This window comes from Myxococcus vastator, assembly GCF_010894475.1.
GTDB classification, from domain to species: domain Bacteria; phylum Myxococcota; class Myxococcia; order Myxococcales; family Myxococcaceae; genus Myxococcus; species Myxococcus vastator.
Window position 1 is genome coordinate 1 of sequence record NZ_JAAIYB010000575.1, and the last position, 4,432, is coordinate 4,432.

The 4,432-nt window shown below is 63.6% G+C and carries 3 protein-coding genes; all 3 read left to right on the forward strand.

Annotated elements, in window-relative coordinates; genetic code table 11:
• Nucleotides 1-46 precede the first annotated feature (46 nt).
• Complete coding sequence (locus tag G4D87_RS34130) at nt 47-2,617, forward strand: CHAT domain-containing protein (protein WP_163786858.1); 2,571 nt, start codon at nt 47-49, stop codon at nt 2,615-2,617.
• Between the two features lie 95 nt (nt 2,618-2,712).
• Complete coding sequence (locus G4D87_RS34135) at nt 2,713-3,375, forward strand: hypothetical protein (protein ID WP_163786859.1); 663 nt, start codon at nt 2,713-2,715, stop codon at nt 3,373-3,375.
• 58 nt (nt 3,376-3,433) lie between these two features.
• Nucleotides 3,434-4,270 carry a hypothetical protein gene (locus G4D87_RS34140; RefSeq protein WP_205507825.1) on the forward strand — a complete coding sequence of 279 codons (837 nt, stop codon included), beginning with the start codon at nt 3,434-3,436 and terminating at the stop codon, nt 4,268-4,270.
• Nucleotides 4,271-4,432 lie beyond the last annotated feature (162 nt).

Below are 4,432 nucleotides of genomic sequence, written 5' to 3' on the forward strand. Positions count from 1 at the left end.
GGCAAAGGCCGACTTCCACCGGCCCCGTGCTCGCGTCAACAAGACCATGTCGGGCGGCACCAGCGGTTCGCTGCCGGGCCAGCTCAACGCGCTAACAGCTCCCGAGCAGACACAGGAAGGAGCCGCCGTCCTCATCGCCCAGAACGACGAGACACTCGCGAAGTTCGCCCTCGCGATACTGAAGGACCTGGAATCTTCAGCCGAACGGGAAGCGAGCAGGTCCGCCGCGCTGCTCGTGCTTCGCCAGTACAATCAGGCCCTTCAGGCGGCAGATGCCGCCCTCGCCCTGAAACCTCAGATGCCCCAGGCATTGTGGAACCGAGCTCTGGCCTTGCGCGGACTGCAACATCCTCGAATGGCGGCGCAAGCCTTCCGAGACGTGGAGAAACTGGGGGAGCCCGGCTGGGCCGAAGAGGCCGCGCTTAACGCAGCGGAGTTGGAGTCCACCGTCCAACAAGGCTTCGAGCACTGGCGCGCAATGGATGCAGCGGGAAGGGCGCTTCTCGACGGGCCGCCCGTGAACCTTCCGGAACACTTCGTAGAGGTGCCCAGCGCGCGCCTCTACTTCTACGACGCGATACGAGCAGCCTCCAACCCGGAACAAGCCCTGGCCTTGTTGGACCTGGCCGCGAAGTTGGATGCCAGAGCAGGCAGGGGAAGCATCCTTCAAAACTACGTACGCCGGGTGGCAACAGCGGACTTCACGCGACGAGCACCGTTGGCTCGCGACTATGCCGAACTCGTCAAGGCGTACAGCGACCACTCCACTCCATCACCCTCGACCACAGCGCGTCGCAACGCGCTCTCGGAACAGTGGCAAGCGGACTTCTTGAACAGGCTCCGGTCCGCGCAGGAGTCCGACCTTCTACTTGGCACTCTGGTCCTCCTGGGTAAATCCCAGGAGGATTTCGCGCTTCTCGAACGTGCCGCGGGCGAGGACCCCTGGTTCGAACTCCTGCTCGCACAGAGGCGCGCGGCGGAAGTGTCAGTCCATCGAAGCGGTGGCGAAGCCATCCAGGCGCTGCTCGACGCCTATCGGCAGCACTGCCAGACAGCCGGACTGGAGTACCGCTGCATCCTGCTCGACATCGAGCTTTCAGGCCTTTACCTTCAGCGTCATCAACTCACCGAAGCGCTCCAACACGCCGAACGCGGGTGGACGAACGCACGATCCGGTGGCGAATGGCAGTTGGAACGTTCCCTCCTGTGGCAGCTTGCTCAGACGGCGAAATTCGCGAACGTCGCGGCGCACCTGGCACGCGCCCGTTTCAATGAATTTCTGGCGTTTGACCCAGCGGCTCCTGAGACCCGCCGGGCCGTGAACCAACACCTCGCGGACATCGCTTGGAACGAACTGCAAATCGAAGAGGCGCGCCAGGCCATCGACACCGCGCTGGCCACGGGACGTCCCCTCACCGTCAGTGGCGCGTTCACCCTGTCGGACCTGGCGCGCCTCATGCGCCACACCGAGGATGAGACACACCTCCTGCGAGTGAGAGACTCAGCCTCGACCCCCGATGAGCGGCTTCTCGCGGACCATGCACTCGGCCGGTTCATCATCGAAAGCGACCCGGCCCGAGGACGCCAGATGCTGGAGAACCTCATCGCGTCAGCGGCGAACGCAACCGCGGACACTCCCGTGGCGCGGCGCGTGCGGACCTACAGTTTCACGTCCTTGCTTTTCGAGGCGGGAAAGCGAGATGCCTATGACGAGGTACTCGACCTTGCCACACGTGAGCGAGGATCGCCCCTACCGGGCCGGTGCTTCCTGTTTGCGACCGTGGACTCGGAACGAACGCTGCTCCTGGTACGCGGAGCAGATGGGAGGCTGGTGGGTGACTACGACGATTCACGGCGCAGCCAACTGGGCGCGAAGCTCAATGGGCTGGTGAAGAAGGAGTCGCTCCTGGCGCCTCTGCGTGCCTGTGAGCAGGTCGAGGCGCTCGCCAGGCCACCCTTGCATGGACGTGCGGGACTGCTCCCTCCCGAGTTCGCTTGGAGCTACCTGACGCGGCGCTCAGCGGAACGCGTACCGCCGAAACCGACCATCAAGCGCCATCTGGTCGTCTCGGACGTCGAGGTCGCGGATCCGGATGCTCCGCGCCTCAATTCGTGGCGCACGGACTTTGGTCCGGACGAGATACCCGAGATCCTCAAGGGGAACCAAGCGACACCGAGCCGGGTGCTCAACGCCATGCAGCATGCCTCGGAAATCGACCTGGTGACCCACGGCTACATCAACAGCGCGATCAGCAGCCCCTACCTCTTGTTGGCACCTGAGCTGAGTGGCTCGGAGCTGACGATGTCGATGGTTCGGAGCACCCAGCTCCAGGGAGCCCCCTTCGTGGTGCTGGCCGCATGCACGGCCGCGCATACGACATATGCCGTCCACGAGCCACTGAGCTTCCCGGCAGCGTTCTTCGACCAGGGCGCCAGGGGCGTGCTCGCGGCGACATCGGACATCCTTGATGTGGATGCCAACGAGTTCTTCAACACTGTCCGGGCGCGCATGCGCAACGGGACGCCTCCTGCCATTGCCCTCCGAGATGAGCGGCAGGCATGGCTTGCGAAGGGCAGAGCCACGAGTTGGCTGGAGAGTGTCTTGTTGTTCGAATGAATTCATTGTGCCAGGCCCCAGGTAATTAACCGGATCAAGGGCGTTCTTTCGGTCGGGTGACGGATGAATGGACATCCACCCGACAGGAGTCTCACGTGAGCACGCCCCCGCCACTTCCGGTGTATGAACTCGAGGACGCACCAGAGGCTTCGCTGTGGACGAAAGGTGACGCATCCTCGCGACGCGTCTTTATTGTCCCGGTTCTTCCGCCCTCGACTTTCGTGGCATTTGGAGCGCTCTGGCCAGCGCCGACGGACCCGGTGGAAGCCCACTTCGTTGCAATGGGAAATGTCGCGGAGCACCTGGGCACCTTCGTCGAACGCATGGTGCGGGAGGAGACGCGCGTCGAACTGTGCATCTGCCCTCCCCTTCCCCGGGAACTGGTGGAGCAGTACGCCTCCGTCCCTCCCTACGAGGGACATGAGTACGAGGCGCCGCCCGGAACGCCCGTTCGAGGGATGTCGGCCCATGCCAGCGTAGAGGATTACTCGCGGCTGCGGGGCACGATGCTCTGGACCGAAGGTGATGCCACCTCACGGCACACCTATCTCTTGCCGTTGAGTGATTCCTCGGAGTTCCTGGCACTGGGCGTCACCCTCCCGTCGGCCGAAGTGGTCTTCGCGGCGAAAGGCTTGCTCGTCGAGAACCTGGGAACGCTCATCCGCCACGTCCGGGATGAGCAATCCTTTGTGGAGTTGTATGCGAGGCCGCCGCTGCCTCCGGAGGTTCTGGCGCGCTACCTGTCCCCGCTTTCCTAGAGCACTGCCCATGCACGCCGAATTGCTCCTGTCTCACGACGACACGCACCACCCCGTCTTGAGCGATGGGCTCGATATTGAGTGGCTACCGGATGTCCCCATTCCTGCGGGAAACACGTCCTCGAAGTATCTTCGCTCCAACTTCGCGAGTCCGAATGACCTCGCCGCGCAACGCTGGGGACTGGTGGCCCCCAAAGGCCCCGAGGGAGACCGGCTGTTGAGGCTCATCGAGCCACTCCGGGAACTGCGTCAACTGGAGCAAGGAGGACATCCCGTCCAGGTCTACCGCCCTTCGGGCGGGATGACATTCGACGAGGCCCATAAATGGAAGGACCGGACATTCGGCCCCGAGAAGGTCGACGAAGAAGACCGTCCCTCCTATCTACTCATCCTGGGAGACCTGGATGCGGTCTCACTGGAACTGCAGCAAGCCCTGGCAACAGATTCCTTTGTGGGCCGCCTCACCTTCCCCACGAATGAAGGCTACCGGGCCTATGTCGCCAAGGTCCTGCGCTGGGCGGATGCACCCTCAACCGCGCAGCGAGCCAACCTGCTCTTCTACACGGCACGAGATGGTAGCTCCGCGACGGAACAGGGGCATGGCTTGCTGATGCAGGCGTGCATCGAGTGCTTGAAGACGCGTCATCTCGAGGGGCGATGTCACACCCATTCTCCTGTGTCACTGGAGGAGACAGGAGCGGAAAAAGATTCGGCGGTGGAGCGATTCCTGGGCTTCGCCTCCCGGGAAGATCCCTCCGTGTTGCTGTCGCTGAGTCATGGGCTGGGCACCCCGACGAGTGGTCGCTGGGAATCTTCAGAGAAACAGCGGGCGCGGCAAGGCGCGCTCCTGCTGACACGCGAACAACGTAAGCGTTCAGGTGGGATGAGCGGTTGAAGAAGGAGCAGGCCAGCAGCCGACGGTAGGCTCGTCGCTCGCTGACGCGGCGTGGGGCATGGGACACGGCGTGTCGTGGCCGAGGTCGACCCCAAGGATGCGCGCATCGCGGAGCTCGAGCGTCAAGTCGAGGAGCTGACTCGACTGGTGCAGGAGCTGCGG